Raw genomic sequence first — 18,017 nt, forward strand, 5'->3', positions numbered from 1 at the left:
TTTAAATTGACTAGCGCGGAGTAATCCCCATCGTACTTCGCATTGTTCCACCTGTTAGGGCAATATCCGCCATCTTCTGCATATTGCCATTTGTTAACATCGAAACTTCTGCACGAAATGCTTTAGACATATTATTGGTCGGATTAAATTTCACCTGATTATCAAACTCTACCGAATCTTGCTTCATTTTAATCCGAGCATCAAAGCCTAGATCGCCCTGCATTTTATTAATATTGATACTTGAAGCTGAAACGACACCGCTAGCATTTACATCTTCATTCATCAAACTTAAATAGCTTCCCATAACTTTTTGATCTTTCTTTTCAGCATCTGTTAAGGCTTTAAATTCAAAGCTTCCACGGAAAGACAAATAATTATTTTCTGCACTGTCATTTAGACCCGGTACTATAAATAGCTCCCCCTTACCATCGAGCTTAAACGCAATATTCGTCAACACATCATCACGTTTAGAGAAATTATCTAAAGGTACTGTTGTCCCACATTTGACAGAAGCTGTAGTCGCACAGTTATAGGTTGAACCCGGAAGTTGACCAATCGCTAACTCGGCATTGGCTGCAATCAATAAATTATCTGCACGTACATAGATACCGTCATTTTCATAGCCAATCACACCATCAGATTGAATCAGCGCATTGATGTTTCGCAAGCCTGCATAATAATTGACTTCTTGGCCATTTAAGCCTTTTTTACCATCGATCAAGATAATAGAGGTCGTACTTGGTGTTCCTGTTTTTTTATCAACACCATAACCATCCGTGCTCATCACGAGGTTATAGCCAATACCTGATTTTTCAGTCGTATTTTTATAACTATATTTTTTCTCTGATAATGCAACATTGGCATTCATATTGTAAATTGGAATACCAATCCCCCAACTGTTGTCATTACTTGCAATTGCAGCAATTGAGTTATCAGAAATAAATCGTGCGGTACGCGCGATGGACTGAAAATCCATACCACGAATCGCCACAAGTGCAAAATTTCCACCCGCCGTTTGATTTGACAGATTCTGGGTTAAAACATTATTGGTTAAGCCTAATGTCGCTTTTAATTTATCATTTACCAGAAAATCAAGGCTTTTGGCTTGAATGGTATTGATATAAATATCGCCAAAATCAATATAGGCATTTTTATCAGCAACTAAAGACGTTAAATTAGAAAATTCAATGGCATAACTACCAATACCCGTATGGCCAATTTCTAAGGTTGTCGGTGCTTGACCTGCAACAAGACTCGGATCATCCTTTGAAGTAAAATCCGCGCGCACTCCTAAATGTAAACCACCTGAACCAACAGACTCATATCCTGAAGCCTTCGTTGCTAGACCAAAATCTTTGATTCCTTCTTGGTTTGCATTTAAGGCCACTCGTGCATTGGTGACAGCACCCGATGCTCCCATACGAATTAAATTCCGCTGCGCACCACCATCAGTACCATAGCGTAGATCAATATTCACTCCAGGATTTGTTGCATCACTACGTGAACTATGAACATCTGATGTATCTTTTACTCGTCCAAGGTTAATCGTATGGTCTTTGCTTCCCGTTGATTTTGTGGTGAGGACAATACCTTCATCTGCTGCGACATACATATAACCTGAACCCGCAAAGTTAAAGTTAAAATCCTTTAACGTTACGCTATGTCCATTCATCCCATGACTAATACTGGCATTTTGCAATTGAAATTCCATATAAGCCGCATCATTACGGTTAAATAGACCATTGCTGGTTTCAAGTAATACTTTTAAAGGTGAAGTTGTTGCAATCGTAAGCGAACCTAAGTTTTGCGCAGGCGTTTGGCACGTTGCACCTTGACACAGCAGCATAATATTTTGTGCAACAGCCGTAAATGGGCTGACACTGGCTGCAATACGCATACCTACACCTGCATCCGTCGTCCCCACATCAAAATCTAATTTTGATCTAATGGTACTTTGTCCAACGCCATCTATTTGTACATTGTGCAAACCCATTTTCATCTTATTTTGGTCAGTTGGGTCAACCCAATTTAACTGATCAACTTTGACTCTAGAAACTTCATAGGTAATCGAAATACCATCTTGGCCAGTAACTGCACCCAAGCTTTCATCGGTCATCGCTTCAAAAGCATATGCATGTTGAGCAAGTAAAATACTGGTTGCGAGTGCCGTTAAAGTTGTTATTTTTTTCATCACTATATCCTTATATTCAGTCACAGCTGATTAACAGCGACCTGCACCATTTCCAGTGCAGTTAAAACTGAAGATGTTTAACTTTCCACTCATGTGCATGTTGCCGTGCACATTAACACCCATAAATCCTTGTTCTGAACCACGATCAAAATCAGGCACAGCTAAAGTTGAAGTTGTTCCATCAGCTTTCTTTTCGGTATAGGTCGTATAAGTACTGGTATTTTCATACCCCTCCTTACCTGTCGTACCTGTTTCTACTGCCAAGGTAGCAAAACCTAAATTTCTAATTTTTAATGGTTTATTATCATAAAATGTCAGCTGCATAGCCGTTTGTGGATTACCTTCACGATTGATGATCGTCACGCCATCTAAAGAAAATTGATCGATTTGTAACGTTCCTTGAAACTGTTTAAACACCAACCATTTCTTATTACCATTCGCATCCACATGATTATTGGGCGCAAGTGCTAAACGACAAAATTCATTGGATGAACATTGATATCCATAAAAAGCCTGAGTAGTTTTACCATTCGCATCCATGATAGAAATGTTGTTTTTCGACATATCATTGGCGTATTGATGGTTTAATGAAAGCGTCCAACTGAGATCTGCACCGCCTTGACCGGTTGCAGCGGTAAGTTCCCTATTATCCATAGACACTAAACCTGCATGAGTTTGTGTCAGTGCAGCACAAACAACAGCGCATAAAATTTTATACATGTGATTTCTCCTACAGCCCTGTTGTTCTTATTTTTAAGTGCTGAATCAATACGCCATCTATGGCAACAGATCCTAAATTCGTGCTTTGTCCATTGACACCTTTAAACACCACACCTGTCGCAGTATCCGTACTTTTTGCATTCAACAGATTACCAGGCAAGCGCTCTACTGTACCGATCGCAATGCTACTGTGTGTTGCATTACGTCCTTGATATAGTGCTGTCGCATCTGAAGAGTTTGCTTTTAACTCCGTGCCACAACTATAGACATTACAGGTTGAACCTTTAAAGTCTGCAGCAGTTAAACCCGATGTACCTGTGGTATTACCAGCGATATCCGTATAGTAAGTATAAATTTTACTGTAAATAGAAGGTACATTTGGAATACGTGTCACTTCCAAAATAATATTTCGACCTTCTGAACCCACAATAAAGGGCTGATACATATTTCCTAAAACTAAATTGATATTTGGGCTATATAAATATAGACCTTCAGTTTCATGAAAGATTGGAGCTGCAGAACGATCCATCGCTGGTGTCGCTGCTGTTCCATCATCCAATTCAGAGCGTGCAGCTGTACTGATACGCATGCCGCGAGCATCCAAATCTCCATCATTGATACTCAGTGACTCAGCACGATCATTGGTATTAATACGAATTAAACTGGCTAAACCTAAAGTTTGGTTATAGTTGGTATTTGTTGATTTCAGGGTTTGGAAAATGCGAACTTGTGAACCATTTAAACTCAGGCCATTGACAACAATTTGAGTCCGTAAACGATAGTCTTTATCTAAGCCGCTGGTGGGCGCACCAGTGATAGGATCAACAACATTACTTGAATTTAAAGACCGTGAAAATACATCCATCCACAAACCAAGCTTGATGTTGTTAGATGCATCATCTGCTGCAATTTTCTTTAATGGTGCCTCAATGGCTAAGTAACCAACATTCCCCTTATTATCTTTCGCAAATTGTTCAACATCTTGATTTCCTGCATGAAAAAGCCACGGGTTTTCTGCTGTACCCCAATTAAACCCTTGGTCTGTATAGCGCGTTGCTAATGAACTTTTTCCATTTTTGTCTTTGCTATTGGATAATGCTAAACCATAAATAAAAACATCTGCTTTCGATCTGAGGCTCGATACGGTTGCAGTAGATGCAATTTGTTTGGCTGTAATCTCAGCATTTTTTTTCACCGTTGCTAATGCTGCATCGCTTGCCTTTTGAGCTTCAAGCTTGGCATAGTCTGTTGCCAACTGATTGAGTGTTTCAACTGCTTTGGCATTTAACTGAGCATCTTTTGTTGTATCAATAATATTTGAACGTGTAATTTTTCCTGAGACATAATTTTTATAAAAAGTCGAAGAGGTCGGTAAGTTACCCGTACTATTATTTCCGTATAGTAACTCAATCATCTCATAGGTATTTTTTAAAGCGGCAGCTTGAGACTTTTCTTTTAACCACGGTGTAATTGATTCTTTCGTTGTACCATCGTTTTCAAAAGATAAGCCAGCCGATGAACCATTATAATAATCTGCATAACGCTGATCGTAATATGCCTTCATCGTTGGTGATTCAAGATAAGACTGTACTAATCGGCCACGATATTCTGTTGAATATGTTGCTATGGTTTCATTGGTAATACGTGTAGCATTATTGGTCTCATAGGTGCTTTTAGAACTTAAGAAAGTGGAGTCATAAACACCGTTATAGCCCGTAACTCGGCCTTGCTGATAAGCATCAACATAAGCTGCTTTGTAGATTTTATCGTAAGCACGCTGCCCTAATTGTTCATAGTTTTCACCAGTAGGAATAATCCGAATAAAACCTGTATCGTTTTTCCCTGGATCAACCATACCAGACGCATAACTAGAAGCGGTAGAACGGTCATTTGGCCCTTGAAAGACCATTTTGAAATTTTCTAAAGTGAGTGCAACACCTTCACCTGTTGTGGCTGAAAGTGCTTCATCTGATAAATCTTGAAGCGCATAAACAGATGGTGCAGCAAACATGCTGACTGCGGCTGCTAAGCAACTCTGGCGGAATAACTTAGCCTGGGTGAATTGAGTCATCTCGACCTTCCTTTTATCAGATGCTCTGCATCTCTCTTATATTTATTCCTGAGAACTGGCTTTGATGTTATTGTCCATTTATTCCTTAAATAGAGACTTGTGATAGACCAGTCACTTAACTTTTTATTATGCTGAATAATTACTCAATTGCAAAAACTTCCCCACCGAATGGTCTATTTTCCGATGAATGACCCAACAAAAAAGCGGGCTTAATCGCCCGCTTTTTTTAAACTGAATCCGAAAGATTAAGCTTTTGGTAATGTCACACCGGTTTGACCTTGGTATTTACCACCACGGTCTTTATAAGAGGTTTCACACACTTCATCTGATTCAAAGAACAACATTTGTGCGACACCTTCACCCGCATAAATACGTGCAGGTAAATTGGTTGTATTTGAAAATTCTAAAGTCACGTGTCCTTCCCACTCGGGTTCAAGAGGTGTCACATTGACAATAATACCGCAGCGCGCATAGGTTGATTTACCCAAACAAACGGTTAACACATTACGTGGAATACGGAAATATTCGACTGTACGTGCCAGTGCAAACGAGTTCGGCGGAATGATACAAACGTCTGATTCGATATCAATAAAGCTTTTATCGTCAAAGTTTTTAGGGTCAACAATTGCTGAATGAACATTGGTAAAGACTTTAAATTCACGAGCACAGCGCACGTCATAACCATAGCTCGACACGCCATACGAAATAAGCTTTTCGCCATTTTCATCATAACGGACTTGGTTTTCTGCATACGGTTCAATCATGCCGTGTTTTTCGCTCATTTCGCGAATCCAACGATCAGACTTAATAGCCATTTATCTCTATCCAAAAACTTAAATCAATTATTGCGTGGTACTTTAACTGAAATCCGACTTAATGAAAATAAGCTTTGCCGAACTAAGCGGATTTAGTCATTTTCAAATCAATTTAAAGTTTTAAAATCGCAGAATAACTCAGTGGTATCGAAAAACTAACCAAGACTAGCGATGCTGTTCGTTGTAAATTGGCTTGATTGAGCCAACTAATTTTATTCGATGCCAAAACGGAACCAAGGAAGGTCCAAAAAAATGCAATAGGAACGATCAACAACAAAAAGATCAGCATGTGAGCTACATAATACTGCGCATTTTGCCAAGCCAATGCAGGAAAAATCGCAGATGCAAATAATAGTGCTTTAGGATTTAATAACGTCGCAACAAAGAGTTCGCGTGCACGAATGCCCTTTTGATTAAAATTTTCAGCAACAGTTGCTGTACGCCATAATCGCATAGCCAAAAATAGAATATAGCCAGCACTAAACAGTTTTAAAATGGTCGGCAGTAAAGGCAGATGTACGGAAATTTTACCAATGAGAAAACCCCATAGGCTAATCGAAATAAGATAACCAAAGGCTTCCGCTGGAATGAGTCGGAATGATTTACGTAGCCCAACTTGAATACCCGAAGATGCGAGTAAGGTATTGGTTGGTCCTGGCGTTAACAAAATACTGATAACTAGACCAATAAAAAACCATGAAATCATACTTTGACCTCAAACTTAATCCGCGAAGATTAATTCAGTTGTTTCGTATTAGCATAATAAAAATAGATATCGCTTATAGAGAACTCCTTATTTAATTTTATGAATTCAGCAACTTAAATAGAAAAAACAGAACCTTAGCTGAACAGTCATTCAGAGCACTTTACAATTCAAAGAAATAGTTTGAACTTATATTTATTAATAGAAAATTCACATAAACCCCATACATACCCTACAGTTATTACACGTAACAAAATATTATTAAAATAAACAATACCGCCCCATGCCATTCTTACGCATAGCCATTATTTATTGGAGACTAAAAATCAAAAAAAATACTTTTCAAAAATAATTGATTAAGTTATGTTCAATTGAGTAGTGGAAATTAAAACTAAAATTCATCAAATCAATATTCAAAATTTATGTGTAAAAGGACGTTTCTATGAACCAATGGACAAAACTCACGTTACTCTCGGTCACTTTGGCATGTATTACTGCTTGCTCAAATGATCAATCTACTTCAAAAAATACCACGGAAGGAAAAAGCACAGAAACAGCTACATCTAACCAACTTCAAACTAAGTTCGTAACCATTGCAACTGGCGGAGCATCAGGACCTTACAATGTGATTGGGACGAGTCTTGCAGAAATTTATAACAAAACTTTTGGTGTAAATTCTAAGACTCAGACTACAGGTGCATCAGTCGAAAACTTAAACCTTCTCAAACAGAATAAAGTTGAAATGGCATTTGTTATGAGTGACAGCTTAACAGAAGCACTGAACAGAACAGGAAGTTTCGCAAATGGTAAAGTTGAGAATGTCAGCCAAGTCGCAGCGCTTTATCCCAACTACGTACAAATCGTAACCTCTAAAAAATCAGGGATCAAAAATATCGAAGATTTGAAAGGTAAACGTATCGCTGTAGGTGCACAAAATTCAGGTGTAGAAGTAAATGCACGTACACTGTTGAATGGTTTTGGAATCACCTATAAAGATATTAAAGTTGATTATTTGGGCTATGCTGAAGCCGCTGATGCTTTAAAAGGTGGCAAGCTTGATGCAGCATTCCTGACCAGTGGCATTCCAAACTCATCACTCATGGAACTTCAACAAAGCTTTGATCTACAGTTAGTTTCAATCAATGCAGATAAAGTCAAAGAAATAGCTAAAGATCAAAGTTATTTCTTACCGATGATTATTCCAAAAGGCACATATGGCAATACTGCGGACATTCAAACTGCCGCAATTAAAAATGCATTAGTTGTTCGCACTGATATATCGGATGATGATGTCTACAAACTAACAAAAACTTTCTTTGACAGTTTGCCTCAATTGGCAACTTCACACCAAGCAGCAACAGAAATCACGCTTGAAGGTGCTCAACAAGGCCTTGTAGCGCCTCTACATCCAGGCGCGAAACGCTACTATGATGAAGTGGCTAAAAAATAATAAGCTTCAAAAAAATGCAGTTTATACTGCATTTTTTATATTGTTCTTCTTAATCTATGCTAGCTATCCAACACTGTATACGCAGGTTAGAGTTGAAACTGATATATGCAAAATTTCAACTGATCAATTTGATTTACAGTGGAAGCATTCAGTAGAAAAGACGGCTTGGTCTGAACAATATCAGCGTCAAAAGAATAAGTTTTTACTGCGCCACACCGATTTGATTTCATTTGGTGCAGGTACACCCTCAAATTATCCCATTGAGTTTCAAAAAAATGGTGTGATTAGAATGCGGGTCAATCAAAATATAGATGAAATCAACTGGGTGATTTCTAGAAATATGCAAGGCACGATCCTCGCTGACCAAAAAATTTGGTCTATTTTTCAAAGTTACCCAGACTATAGTTTGGTCAACATCTCGGTTCAATATCAACCCAAATGGAAGTCTTGGTGGATTGGAGAATGCCTATGAATTCCAAAGAAGATAAAGTTGTATTAGAACAACTCGATGAGAAACAACAACAAGCCATATTAGAAAAATTTGATCGGGAATCTGTTACTCGAATCAATATGAGCAAATCTGTTACCTACTTTGTTGCATTTGTAGCGATCTTTTATTCATTATTTCATTTATTTATTACGTTTAATCCTTTACCTGAGTTAATACAGCGTGCAGCCCATGTCGCTATTGGCCTAGCACTCATTTTTTTACTCTATCCAGCTCGTCAAACAAGCTCCCGACAGCATATTTCACTTCTCGATTGGTTCTTGGCTTTGCTTTCCATCTTCAGTTTTTTATATTTATGGAAAGAATATCAATCTATTATGACCACTCGAGGTGGTATTCCAAATACCTTAGATATCGCGTTTGCAATTATGAGTGTGGTATTAGTCATAGAAGCAACTCGCCGGGTCATGGGGTGGATGCTGCCCATTTTAAGTTTAATTTTCCTGACCTATACATTTATCAGTCACTTTGATTGGTTGCCAGATCGATTAATTACTCGCCCTTATACCATCAGCGACATTTTCGGACATATGTATTTAAAAACCGAAGGCTTATATTCTTCGGCAATTGGTGCATCCGTCACTTTTATTTTCTTATTTATCCTTTTTGGTGCTTTTCTTGCAAAATCAGGTATGGGGAAATTGTTCAATGATCTTGCCATGGCATTGGCGGGTCATAAACAAGGTGGTCCTGCCAAAGTTGCTGTAATTTCAAGTGGATTTATGGGCAGTATTAATGGAACTGCTGTTGCCAATGTTGTTGGCACAGGCTCATTTACCATTCCATTGATGAAAAAAATTGGTTATCACAAGAATTTTGCTGGTGCCGTTGAAGCCAGTGCATCCGTCGGTGGACAAATTTTGCCGCCAGTCATGGGTGCGAGTGCCTTCATTATGGCCGAAACAACTGGCGTGAGTTATGGCACGATTGCACTAGCCGCATTATTACCTGCCTTATTGTATTACCTTGGCGTCATGGCTCAAGTTCATTTCCGTGCGGGTAAAGATGATCTGAAAGGCGTACCTAAAGCTGATTTACCTAAAGTAAAAGAAGTTCTAAAAGAGCGTGGACATTTACTTATTCCAATTTTGGCACTGGTCTTTTTCTTATTTCAAAATATTCCTGTGAGCTATGCTGCTGTCTACACCATCGTCCTGACCATCTTTGTAGCAGCTTTAAGAAAATCAACACGAATGGGTGTAAAAGATATTTTAGATGCGCTCGTTGATGGAGCCAAACAATCATTATCTGTGATGGCTGCTTGTGCTGTCGTTGGTATTATTATCGGCGTAGTAAGTCTGACAAGTTTTGGTTCAGTAATGACTTCTTCAATTATGAGTTTAGGTGCAGGTAGTCTCTTTCTCACTTTATTTTTAACCATGATTGCATCGATGATTTTAGGCATGGGGCTTCCATCTATTCCGGCCTATATCATTACTGCCACCATGGCAGCACCAGCACTCGCAAACTTTGATATCCCTGTATTAGTCGCGCATATGTTTGTGTTCTATTTTGGTTTATTTGCAAACATCACCCCACCAGTTGCCCTTGCCGCCTTTGCGGGCGCAGGAATTGCAGGCGGTGATCCAATGCGCACTGGGTTTCAGGCCTTAAAACTATCTCTTGCTGGTTTTATTGTTCCATTTTTATTCGTTTATAACCCTGCCATGCTGATGATTGATACCACCAATGTTGCAGTCAATGCTCGAGAATTTGCCTTTCCTGCATGGACAACTATAGTGAGTATTACTGTCACTTCAGTGATAGGAATTCTCGCTTTAGGCTCCGCAGTTGAAGGTTATTTCAAGACTTATCTCAACTGGTTCTGGCGTATTTTTTTAGGTGTGGGTGCGCTGTGTATGATTATTCCAGAAACCATTACAGATATTGTAGGCATTATCATGGTCATCATCGCAATTACGGTGAATATTATCACTGCTAAACGTAAAGCAAACCCGTCTCTTTCCTCCTAAAAAACCAATTAAAAAGCCCGGTAATTACCGGGCTTTTTAATTTCTTAGACTAAGGCGTACCCTCATTTGATGGGTGGGTTTTAATGACTTCAAATAATATTTAAAATTATTTGTTCCTCTATATTTTTTCAATGCTAAGCCCCTTGTAACAGAGGACATTTGGCAAAAAATCTAAGACACAATGCGTTTGTACAGTTACTGCCGTTCAAAGAATTGATCCTAGCCAAAATAATAGAAATATCGTGAAAGCTATTTTGTAAAAACTAAGTACAAACGCGACATCCTTTGATATGCCTCAAGAATTTTATCCTTGGCAGACGGCTTATAATCGCAGGAAAAATAAGAAATTGTGCAAATCGTTTTTTAGATGTGTAATTCATAGACATCGTTGAATGTCTAAAGTTCAGTACTCATAATTTTCAAACACTCCCAATACCACGTTATAAAAAATCTGGCACGAGGCCAGATTTTAATACGATCAACTTAAATTTCAGTTCACCCTTAGAAAATACGGTTTTTATCTTTTTCAGCCTGAGGTAATGCATCTGCAACTTTTTGTGCAATCGCCATGTAGCTTTCAGCAGCATCATCACCTGCTATCACAGATGGTTTCCCTGCATCGGCATTTTCACGAATTTGTACATTCAGCGGTAAACGACCTAAGAGCGGAATGTCGTATTGGGCTGAAAGTTGGTCGCCACCACCTGTACCAAAGATTTGCTCTTCATGCCCACAGTTCGAACAGATGTGAGTCGACATATTTTCAACCACGCCCATCACGGGAATATGTACACGATTAAACAACTCAATGCCTTTGGTCGCATCCATTAATGCAACATTTTGTGGTGTCGTCACAATCACAGCACCTGTCACCGGTATACGCTGTGCAAGCGTCAACTGAATATCACCTGTGCCTGGTGGCATATCAATGACCAATACATCCAGATCAGGCCATAAAGTTTGGTTAAAGAGCTGCATTAACGCCCCTGTCGCTTTCGGCCCACGCCAAGCCACTGGCGTATTGTTATCCCCAGTTAAGTGACCAATTGAAAGCACAGCCATACCATATGCTTCAATAGGAACAAATTGCTCAGCTTCAATCATCGGCGTGCGGCCTGCATTGCCGAGCATCGTTGGAATACTTGGACCATAGATGTCTGCATCTAATACCCCAACCTTTAAACCCAGCTGTTGTAATGCGAGCGCCAAATTCACAGTGGTGGTCGATTTACCCACACCACCTTTACCAGATGACACCAAAATGACATTTTGAATGCGTGGATGTTTCGGCACATCACGTTGCAGAGGTGCCGCTTTTTGAATTGGTGGATTGTTTGGATCTTCTTCAGCCTTGGCTTGAGTAGCAGATGCATCCACAACAGGTGGCAGATTACTCGTAGTAGACTTTTGCTCAGTTTGTTCATTAGCTTTAGGCTGTGTTGAACAGCTTTCACCTTCTGCATGGTGATGACCGCAACCACCCGATGTATGTCCAGTCTTTTGCTGAATCACGTGCATATTTAATTCTGTGATGCCACATTTTTCCAATGCATCGGCCAAATCATCATGGATTTTTTGTAAGTCATCGGCTTCTGAAGGAAAGGTATTAATCGTGATCTGCAAGATCTGACCTTGCACATTTACCTGTGTAATACGGTCTTTTAAAGCATTATTTGAATTGGGAAGTACGTAGTTTTGTAAAACCTGTTGGATTTCCTCTTCTTTCACCTCTTGGGAGGGTGAAAACACAGATTTTAGAGAAGAAAGCCACGACATTATGTTGTCTCCAAACAGGAACATCAAAAGATAATAGCGATAGTTTACCTGTTCATCTGCCCCAGAGTAAGAGGGAGATGAATGACTTATCCCTATAAGCTTATAAAGTTGAGTAATTTAGTCAGCTTTCAAACAATTTTTCTAACGTGTGACACTTAAAAATGCACCTGCAACTGATTTTGCGGCTAAACCAAAGCCTTTAAATTTGAATTGATTACATATCAACCATACATTTTCAGCGTAATTTCAGTTTATATTTCAGTCGTTTCAACAGAATAATCATAGCGATGGATGTGCAATCTAAAGGCACATTTTGTACTTTTAATTTTAAAAATGGGGAAGACTATGTATAAGAAGTCTGTGTATAAAACGACTTTATGCGCCTTGATGCTCCTGACTTCAGCAGCCTATGCAGAAATTGCGACTGAAGCCATTCAAACACCTGACCGACAAACTGTAGCAATTGGTGATAGCCTCGATCTCATGCGCTCGCGTATGCAAGCTTCTCCGATGAAAATGCTGTCCTATCCGCTGCAAGAGAAAAATCTGCCTGCGAAACTAGCAGTAGATTACACCTATGAAATTGCCAATATGCGCTACGTGATTACCGTAGTCGATGATCAAGTCAAAAATATTAAGACTGAAAATTTAGATGGATTAAAACAATGAATCCTAAAAAAGCCGCTCTTGATAGAACGGCTTTTTTGATCAGCCCCAATTAAGCTTGATCATCTTTTTTAAACTTATGCAGTGTGTCAGTGGCTTTCTTTTTTAACTCGTCAAATTTCTCTGTCGCCTGCACTTTGAGTTCATCAAATTTTTCGACAGCCTCATGTTTAAGTTCGGAGGCTTTGACTTTGGCTTCATCTAATTTGTGACTGGCTTCAGCTTTTAACTGCTCTAGACGGTCTTTGGTTTCTGCATGCTGTTCTGCATGCTGTTCTGCATGTTCATGTTTGGCCTCATTTAAGGCTTTTTCACCCTCAAGCTTGAGTTCTTCAACTTTATGCTTTGCACCATCGAGTGCTTTTTCGCCTTCAAGTTGCGCCTCTTTGGCTTTGAGTTGTAAATCATCACCGAGTTCTGATGCTTTATTTTTTAAATCATTTAATGTGCTTTCTGTTGTCATATCGCTCACCCTGTTCTCAGTTATTGTCTAACAATAGTTATAACGCGATTTGAAGCAGATACCTGAAATAGACGCATTTAGAAACAAATCAACCACAGGAAAACGCCATGTGATTGCCTATTTTTACAATGGTTTGATGCAAATATGCATGGTCGATTTTACTCTAAGCTTTTAATTTTAAAGGGTGATGTAATGCAAAGAGACCAACACCATTCTGATGCATTGATCTCTTGAAATGAAACTTATTTGCTGACCGTACTCATAAAGCTCACTGCGGAAAACAGCCAAATAAACAGAATAAAACTCCGTCCCTGATTAAAATGCGTGACATCGGTGCCATGCAAAATATTATGACGGGTCATCGCTACGGCAGAGCTGCTATCCATTTGGTAGGCTGCCAATTCGGCAAAATACGGATTCAACTCATTGGCAATTTTAGATTTGTGCCACAGACTTTTAATTTCACTGCCTTTAAGCCCCGGTACAATTTTATAGACATCGACAAATTTAGTGCCGTTTTGATTTAAGAAACCGGTTTGAATCAGCACGTCTGTCAAGATGCCTTCAAGCTGTGCATATAACACAGGGATACAACCGGCATGGATGTCTAATTTATACAGTTTAAACGCATCTAGAAGTACCTGACGGCGCTGTGCTTTATGTTCACCAATATTCAAAGCATCAAAGGCTTTCAACATTTCAGTTTGGAAAAACTCGCTATTAATGACATTCAGAAAATCAAAGTCTGCATCATTTTCATGTTGATGAAGCAGTTGCCAAAAATACAATAAATTTAAAGCATCATTCGCTACTTTCATTTCTATAGGCTGATCTAGTTCATCGGCCAAAATATCGAAATAAGGCTCATCTTGTGCCAAATGACGCAGGGTTTGAATCAGTAAGGCATGCTCATCTGCAGAAATCTGTTCTAAATATTGCTGCGCATCTTTAATAATGTGATGCCCCAATTTATGACGCTGTTCATTTTGAGGAATACGAGTGATTGGCTGATCGTCTTCATAGTCATCTTCATACATGGGCTTGTTACTCTTAGGCATCACAGTTATGCCCTATTATCACTGTAATTGTGTCAGCAATATAGATTTTTTTACTTTTGCAAAGATTTCACCTATTCCCTTGTGCAAGTACTGGCTATCTCATGTAAAATTACAGCCCATTGCATAAATACGAATGAGAGAGTCATATCCGTGCGTAATATTTTAGTTACTAACGCCCTTCCATACGCGAATGGCCCAATTCATATGGGTCATTTACTCGGTTATATCCAAGCTGATATTTGGGTTCGTGCCATGCGTGCAATGGGTCATAACGTGACTTATGTATGTGCGGATGATGCTCACGGCACAGCGATCATGCTCCGTGCGGAAGCCAATGGTATTTCGCCTGAACAGCAAATTGCCAATGTTCAAAAAGAACATGAGCGTGACTTTGCTGGCTTTAAAGTTGACTTTGACCATTACGACTCAACCAACAGCCCTGAAAACCAAGCACGCGCTTCTGAGATTTATATTAAGAACCGTGAAGCAGGCAACATTGCTGTACGCCCTGTTACGCAATTGTTTGACCCTGAAAAAGCGATGTTCTTGTCTGACCGTTTCATTAAAGGCACATGCCCAAAATGTAAAGCAGAAGACCAATACGGCGACTCTTGTGAAGTGTGCGGTACAACCTATAACGCAACTGAATTGTTGAATCCGAAATCGACTTTAAGTGGTGCGACTCCTGTAGAGAAATCTTCAGATCACTACTTTTTTAAACTGCCGAACTTTGGTGAATACCTACAAAAATGGACACGTGATGAAGGTCGTCTACCTGTGTCGATTGCCAACAAATTGGATGAATGGTTTGAAGCAGGTTTATCTGACTGGGACATCTCACGTGATGCCCCTTACTTCGGTTTTGAAATTCCAGATGCGCCAAACAAATACTTCTACGTTTGGGTAGATGCACCGATCGGCTATATGTCGAGCTTTGAAAACTACATCAAGACCAAACGTCCTGACCTAAGCTTTGATGATTACTGGAAAAAAGACTCTCAAAATGAAGTCTATCACTTCATTGGCAAAGACATCGTTTACTTCCATGCGTTGTTCTGGCCTGCAATGCTTGAAGGTGCAAACTACCGTACCCCTACAAGCTTATTCGTCAATGGTTTCTTGACTGTAAACGGTCAGAAGATGTCTAAATCTCGCGGTACGTTCATTAAAGCGGAAACGTATCTTGAGCATTTGAACCCTGAATATTTACGTTACTACTTTGCATCTAAGCTTTCTGACAAAGTTGAAGATTCTGACTTGAACCTTGATGATTTCGTTCAGAAAGTGAATTCAGACCTTGTTGGTAAAGTGGTCAACATCGCTAGCCGTTGTGCGAAATTCATCAACACCAAGTTTGATAACAAACTTTCTGCAACGTGTGCAGAGCCTGAATTGGTACAAAGCTTTATTGATGCAGGTGCATCAATCGCTGCTCAATATGAAGCACGTGAATTCTCTGCAGCCATCCGTGAAATCATGGCGCTTGCAGACAAAGCCAATCAATATATCGACGAGAAAAAGCCTTGGGCACTTGCGAAAATTGAAGGCGAAGAACAACAAGTTCATGACGTATGTTCTGTCGGTATTAACTTGTTCCGTCAATTGGCTGTGTACCTTGCACCAGTACTTCCTACATTGGCAGCTGAAGTTCAAAGCTTCTTAAAATTAGACTCTTTCGACTTTGCTTCAGGCAAAACCATTTTGGTGGACCATGAAATTGCTCAATTCCAACCATTGATGCAACGTGTAGACTCGAAAGCGGTTGCTGCAATGGTCGATGCGTCTAAAGATTCTTTAGCTGCTCCTGCTGAAGCACCAAAAGCTGAAAAGAAAAAAGAGAAGAAAGCTGCTGAGAAAAAGCCTGAACCTAAAGTCGGTGAAGCTGAAATTATTGGCATTGAAGACTTTATGAAAGTTGACCTACGTGTGGCTGAAGTTTTAGAAGCAGCTCACGTTGAAGGTTCTGACAAACTGCTTCAATTGACTTTAAATGTTGGTGAAGCTGAACCGCGTAACGTATTTAGCGGTATCCGTGAGTTCTACCAACCTGAAGACTTAAAAGGCAAATTGGTGGTCATGGTAGCTAACCTTGCTCCACGTAAGATGCGTTTTGGTATTTCTAACGGTATGGTTTTAGCTGCGGGTAATGGCGAAGGTGTTTGGGTAATTTCACCTGAAACTGGTGCTAAAGCTGGTGATAAAGTGTCTTAATTTTAAGAAGTTAAGATGATAGAAGCCTCTACAAAGTAGAGGCTTTTTTGTGGCTTTTAATTTATTAATTTTTCCATGCAAGAACGATTTAACCTTTGTATGCGGTATTCTTAATTTCCGTTAAGTTAGGCAAAAATTTATCTTGTAACTTATGTTTTTCCAAAATAGTTATAGGCTGAGCTAGTTTTTCATTTGTTACTTCAATAACTCGTTCAAACCATTTTTCTTCCTGTAAATAAATTTTAGCTTGGGAATGTGCTGTATAGCGTGATTTTAATCCATCTATCGCAGACATAGCACATCTATAGTTAATTTTACAAAGTTGATTTATAAAATCTTTAGGTTCTAATGCATTTAAGATCGGATAATCGTAAAATTTATTCGTAATTTGTTGGTAAAACTCATAACTATCATTTTCCATTAATGTTAATAATAGTTTTCCTCTTTCTTCATTTTTTTCAATATATTTATCTTCATATGCTTGAGCAATATCTTTTAGAAATTTCTGAAAAATTGGAAGTTCTCTAGCATACAATCCATATCCACCAGACTCATCACTAATATCAAAGTAACCAAATTTTTTAATATTTTCCTGTAAATTTACAATTTTTTTGTATTGGCTAATTGCTAACACTAATAGACTTTCAATTGAAAAGAAAATGAGACTTTTTTCTTTGAAATATACCAACATACTAACAGTATGAAGAATATCTGTTACATTAGTTAAACTTTGATGTTCTATAGTTAATTTTGCTTCTTTGACTAGTTCTTCAAATTCTTTTTGCTCCAAGTCCAAATAGTGCCAAAGTTTTAACCAAATAGGCGGCTCTTCTTTTAAACGAAAATAACTCTGATATAGCTCATCATTTATTAGAGAATCATTGATAATATTTTTTTGTCAAATCTTCCTATTTTATTCTCTAATGCAAGAATTAAAAAAGCTTTTAAAATTTTTTGAAAAAGTTCTGAATCAAAACTGTCTTTAAAATCAAAATATTCTTTTTTATAAAATCTTTCAAAATCAAAAATTGCTTGTTTAAAAGACCGTAAATTTTTATAACCTACTTGGTTAAAAGTTTGCTTAATCAATTCAATTTCTGAGTTGAGAAGAGTTTTTAAATCTGATTCCGAAATTTCATCTAGAATACTTTGGATAGCCAAATTTTGATCTTCGATATAACTAAAGGTCGCCCCAATAAGTTTTTCTTTTTTTCTAGTAAGTTGACAAAAATAACTAATCATGCGAAAAGGTTTTTTTAGTTAACAGATGTTCACACATGCCTCGGATTGTTTCTGTACCACTTAGTTTAGAACAGCGAGAACGACTCATTTTTCTGGCCAAACATGCAAAACATTGGCGTGAAAGACAACGTGCCCAAACTATTCTCTGGCTTTCCGAAGGTAAAAGTGTT

The 18,017-nt window shown here is 38.7% G+C and carries 15 protein-coding genes and 1 pseudogene; 6 read left to right on the forward strand and 10 right to left on the reverse strand.

Annotated features, from left to right (window positions below; translation table 11 throughout):
* Positions 1–10: 10 nt before the first annotated feature.
* From FTV37_RS06015 to FTV37_RS06035, 5 genes are all read right to left on the reverse strand, one after another.
* A complete protein-coding gene (locus FTV37_RS06015) occupies positions 11–2,191 on the reverse strand; it encodes a DUF6160 family protein (RefSeq protein WP_180063264.1) in 2,181 nt (726 codons plus the stop codon).
* Positions 2,192–2,221: 30 nt separating this feature from the next.
* The gene (locus FTV37_RS06020) at positions 2,222–2,911 is read right to left on the reverse strand and encodes a hypothetical protein (RefSeq protein ID WP_180063265.1); all 690 of its coding nucleotides are present in this window, start codon (positions 2,909–2,911) and stop codon (positions 2,222–2,224) included.
* 10 nt (positions 2,912–2,921) lie between these two features.
* Entirely contained in the window at positions 2,922–4,982 is a 2,061-nt protein-coding gene (locus tag FTV37_RS06025; protein WP_180063266.1) for a hypothetical protein, read from the reverse strand.
* Positions 4,983–5,227: 245 nt separating this feature from the next.
* Entirely contained in the window at positions 5,228–5,797 is a 570-nt protein-coding gene (dcd, locus tag FTV37_RS06030; protein ID WP_005008040.1) for a dCTP deaminase, read from the reverse strand.
* 112 nt (positions 5,798–5,909) lie between these two features.
* Positions 5,910–6,503 (reverse strand): LysE family translocator, encoded by a 594-nt coding sequence (locus FTV37_RS06035; RefSeq protein ID WP_078192265.1) that lies wholly within the window; start codon positions 6,501–6,503, stop codon positions 5,910–5,912.
* Positions 6,504–6,942: 439 nt separating this feature from the next.
* On the opposite strand from FTV37_RS06035, the gene FTV37_RS06040 reads away from it, so the two are divergent.
* Genes FTV37_RS06040 through FTV37_RS06050 form a run of 3 tightly spaced genes read left to right on the forward strand, consistent with a single transcriptional unit; the run spans position 6,943 to position 10,431 of the window.
* Complete coding sequence (locus FTV37_RS06040) at positions 6,943–7,950, forward strand: TAXI family TRAP transporter solute-binding subunit (protein WP_180063267.1); 1,008 nt, start codon at positions 6,943–6,945, stop codon at positions 7,948–7,950.
* Positions 7,928–8,422, forward strand: a complete 495-nt coding sequence (locus FTV37_RS06045) for a DUF1850 domain-containing protein (protein ID WP_227591861.1) — start codon at positions 7,928–7,930, stop codon at positions 8,420–8,422. Before FTV37_RS06040 ends, FTV37_RS06045 begins: the two co-directional genes overlap by 23 nt.
* Positions 8,419–10,431, forward strand: coding sequence for a TRAP transporter permease (locus FTV37_RS06050; protein ID WP_180063268.1), 2,013 nt, complete (start codon positions 8,419–8,421; stop codon positions 10,429–10,431). The genes FTV37_RS06045 and FTV37_RS06050 overlap by 4 nt, the downstream gene beginning before the upstream one ends.
* Positions 10,432–10,932: 501 nt before the next feature.
* Here FTV37_RS06050 and apbC read toward each other — a convergent pair.
* Entirely contained in the window at positions 10,933–12,207 is a 1,275-nt protein-coding gene (gene apbC, locus FTV37_RS06055; RefSeq protein ID WP_180004976.1) for an iron-sulfur cluster carrier protein ApbC, read from the reverse strand.
* 345 nt (positions 12,208–12,552) lie between these two features.
* On the opposite strand from apbC, the gene FTV37_RS06060 reads away from it, so the two are divergent.
* Positions 12,553–12,876, forward strand: coding sequence for a hypothetical protein (locus FTV37_RS06060; protein ID WP_180055530.1), 324 nt, complete (start codon positions 12,553–12,555; stop codon positions 12,874–12,876).
* Positions 12,877–12,925: 49 nt separating this feature from the next.
* On the opposite strand, the gene FTV37_RS06065 is transcribed toward FTV37_RS06060, so the two are convergent.
* Positions 12,926–13,336, reverse strand: coding sequence for a hypothetical protein (locus FTV37_RS06065; RefSeq protein ID WP_180063269.1), 411 nt, complete (start codon positions 13,334–13,336; stop codon positions 12,926–12,928).
* Between the two features lie 242 nt (positions 13,337–13,578).
* Positions 13,579–14,373, reverse strand: a complete 795-nt coding sequence (locus FTV37_RS06070) for a hypothetical protein (protein WP_180063281.1) — start codon at positions 14,371–14,373, stop codon at positions 13,579–13,581.
* A 171-nt stretch (positions 14,374–14,544) separates the two neighbouring features.
* Between FTV37_RS06070 and metG the strand changes: the two genes are divergently transcribed.
* Positions 14,545–16,605, forward strand: coding sequence for a methionine--tRNA ligase (gene metG, locus FTV37_RS06075; protein WP_180063270.1), 2,061 nt, complete (start codon positions 14,545–14,547; stop codon positions 16,603–16,605).
* A gap of 88 nt (positions 16,606–16,693) precedes the next feature.
* Here metG and FTV37_RS06080 read toward each other — a convergent pair whose 3' ends face one another.
* Both FTV37_RS06080 and FTV37_RS06085 read right to left on the reverse strand, forming a co-directional pair.
* The gene (locus FTV37_RS06080) at positions 16,694–17,395 is read right to left on the reverse strand and encodes a hypothetical protein (RefSeq protein ID WP_180063271.1); all 702 of its coding nucleotides are present in this window, start codon (positions 17,393–17,395) and stop codon (positions 16,694–16,696) included.
* An 80-nt stretch (positions 17,396–17,475) separates the two neighbouring features.
* Positions 17,476–17,847, reverse strand: coding sequence for a hypothetical protein (locus FTV37_RS06085; RefSeq protein ID WP_180063272.1), 372 nt, complete (start codon positions 17,845–17,847; stop codon positions 17,476–17,478).
* Between the two features lie 35 nt (positions 17,848–17,882).
* Between FTV37_RS06085 and FTV37_RS06090 the strand changes: the two are divergent.
* Positions 17,883–18,017 (forward strand): annotated as a pseudogene (locus tag FTV37_RS06090) (helix-turn-helix domain-containing protein); the annotation flags it as partial.

It is taken from the genome of Acinetobacter sp. YH16042, from assembly GCF_013417245.1.
In the GTDB taxonomy this organism is placed as follows: Bacteria; Pseudomonadota; Gammaproteobacteria; order Pseudomonadales; family Moraxellaceae; genus Acinetobacter; species Acinetobacter amyesii.

Bases quoted from the DNA above. Each gene is read 5' to 3' on its own strand.
- FTV37_RS06065 (WP_180063269.1), bottom strand. From the start codon at position 13,336: ATGACAACAGAAAGCACATTAAATGATTTAAAAAATAAAGCATCAGAA.
- FTV37_RS06050 (WP_180063268.1), top strand. From the start codon at position 8,419: ATGAATTCCAAAGAAGATAAAGTTGTATTAGAACAACTCGATGAGAAA.
- FTV37_RS06040 (WP_180063267.1), top strand. From the start codon at position 6,943: ATGAACCAATGGACAAAACTCACGTTACTCTCGGTCACTTTGGCATGT.
- dcd (WP_005008040.1), bottom strand. From the start codon at position 5,797: ATGGCTATTAAGTCTGATCGTTGGATTCGCGAAATGAGCGAAAAACAC.
- FTV37_RS06060 (WP_180055530.1), top strand. From the start codon at position 12,553: ATGTATAAGAAGTCTGTGTATAAAACGACTTTATGCGCCTTGATGCTC.
- FTV37_RS06035 (WP_078192265.1), bottom strand. From the start codon at position 6,503: ATGATTTCATGGTTTTTTATTGGTCTAGTTATCAGTATTTTGTTAACG.
- FTV37_RS06085 (WP_180063272.1), bottom strand. From the start codon at position 17,847: ATGATTAGTTATTTTTGTCAACTTACTAGAAAAAAAGAAAAACTTATT.
- FTV37_RS06070 (WP_180063281.1), bottom strand. From the start codon at position 14,373: ATGTATGAAGATGACTATGAAGACGATCAGCCAATCACTCGTATTCCT.
- FTV37_RS06015 (WP_180063264.1), bottom strand. From the start codon at position 2,191: ATGAAAAAAATAACAACTTTAACGGCACTCGCAACCAGTATTTTACTT.
- apbC (WP_180004976.1), bottom strand. From the start codon at position 12,207: ATGTCGTGGCTTTCTTCTCTAAAATCTGTGTTTTCACCCTCCCAAGAG.
- FTV37_RS06025 (WP_180063266.1), bottom strand. From the start codon at position 4,982: ATGACTCAATTCACCCAGGCTAAGTTATTCCGCCAGAGTTGCTTAGCA.
- FTV37_RS06020 (WP_180063265.1), bottom strand. From the start codon at position 2,911: ATGTATAAAATTTTATGCGCTGTTGTTTGTGCTGCACTGACACAAACT.
- FTV37_RS06045 (WP_227591861.1), top strand. From the start codon at position 7,928: ATGATGAAGTGGCTAAAAAATAATAAGCTTCAAAAAAATGCAGTTTAT.